The following is a 1,347-nucleotide window of genomic DNA, read 5'->3' as shown; positions in this document are numbered from 1 at the left end:
CCTGTCAAAGTCTGGACTTGCTGGCTGACTTTCTCTTCCTCTTTTGCATACTTCTTATATTACTTCGCAAGCTGTACTTTTTCTTTGTCCTTCAATTGGTTCTGACCGGAAATAATCAACTGCTCGCCTTCCTTCACGCCGGAGAGCACCTCCTGGATCGTCTCGTTCAGACGGCCGAGCTGCACCTTGCGTTTTTCGGCGGTGTCGCCGCCGGTCAGCACGTATACATACGTATCGCCGCCTTCGCGCACGACGCTGTTCGACGGGATGGTGACGACGATCTGGTCCTGGTCCTCGGTCAGCAAAATTTGCGCCTTCGTTCCCGGCTTCAGCTTGCGGTCCGCGTTCGGCACCTCCAGCTCCAGCGAATACGACTTGGATTGGGCGCCCATCACATCCGCCAGGTAGCTGACCTTGGCTTTCGCCCGCTCGGTCACACCCGGCACGTAAAACGTCAGCTCCGCTTTGCCGCGAATGAGTGCGGCGGCTTCCTCGGTCAGCTCCGCTTTGATTTTAACCGGGTCAAGCTGCTGAATCGTGGCCGCATGGCTGCCCGGACTCATCGTCATGCCGACCTCAATCGGCAGCTCGGTCAGCACGCCGCTGACGGTCGCCTTCACTTCCGTGTAGCTCAGACTGCGATCCAGCTCGCGCAGCGACACGCTAGCCGTCTGCACGCCCTGCTCCAGCTGGGACAGCGCGTTGGTGCTCTCCAGCGTCTTGAGCTTGCTGCGCGCGCCCTCCAGATCCAGCTTCATATTGTTCAGCTGCGTCTCCGTTTGCTCCAGCTGGATTTTGGTTACCAGCCCAAGGTCATAGTCGTTGCGCAGCTTGCTGTAGCTTTTCTCGGCATCCTGAATGGCTGCCTCCAGCTTGGCAATGCCGTTTCTTGCATCCTGCTTGCCGTCGGCCGTATCCTTGCGCGCCTTATCCATCTGATCCCGGTAGCCGTCCAGCGAAATTTGCGCTTTTTCCTTCTGAATGTTCAGGTCGGTCGGGTCGATGCGGAACAGCACCTCATCCTTCTGGACGTAGTCGCCGCGCTTTTTGACGATTTCGAGCACGTCGCCGTTCACCTTGGTGACGATGTTCATCTGAATGGACGAGGTCACGTCTGCAACCTGCTCCAGCGGCTCCCCGATTTTCTTTTTCTCAATCGGAGCGGCCTTGACCGTCTTCACCTGCGCTTCGGCGCTGGCGGCCGGCTGCGGAGCCGGCTGGGCCGAGCAGCCCGCCAGCAACGCCGTCGTCAGGAGCACGGCACCCGCCAGTTTGATGCTTGGCTTCAATCTGTTTGTCTGCGTCGGATTCATGGATTAAATTCTCCTTTTCCCTGTATCTGTCTGG

General features: G+C 58.3%; 1 protein-coding gene. It reads right to left on the bottom strand.

The genetic code is table 11. From position 1 onward, the window contains the following. Positions 1 to 59: 59 nt before the first annotated feature. Positions 60 to 1,313, bottom strand: a complete 1,254-nt coding sequence (locus AC6ROY_RS25345; protein ID WP_500103313.1) for an efflux RND transporter periplasmic adaptor subunit — start codon at positions 1,311 to 1,313, stop codon at positions 60 to 62. Positions 1,314 to 1,347 lie beyond the last annotated feature (34 nt).

This window comes from Paenibacillus sp. sg306046 (assembly GCF_059821225.1).
The sequence above is the reverse complement of the archived record's forward strand: the minus strand, read 5'-3'. Positions and strand labels throughout refer to the sequence as shown.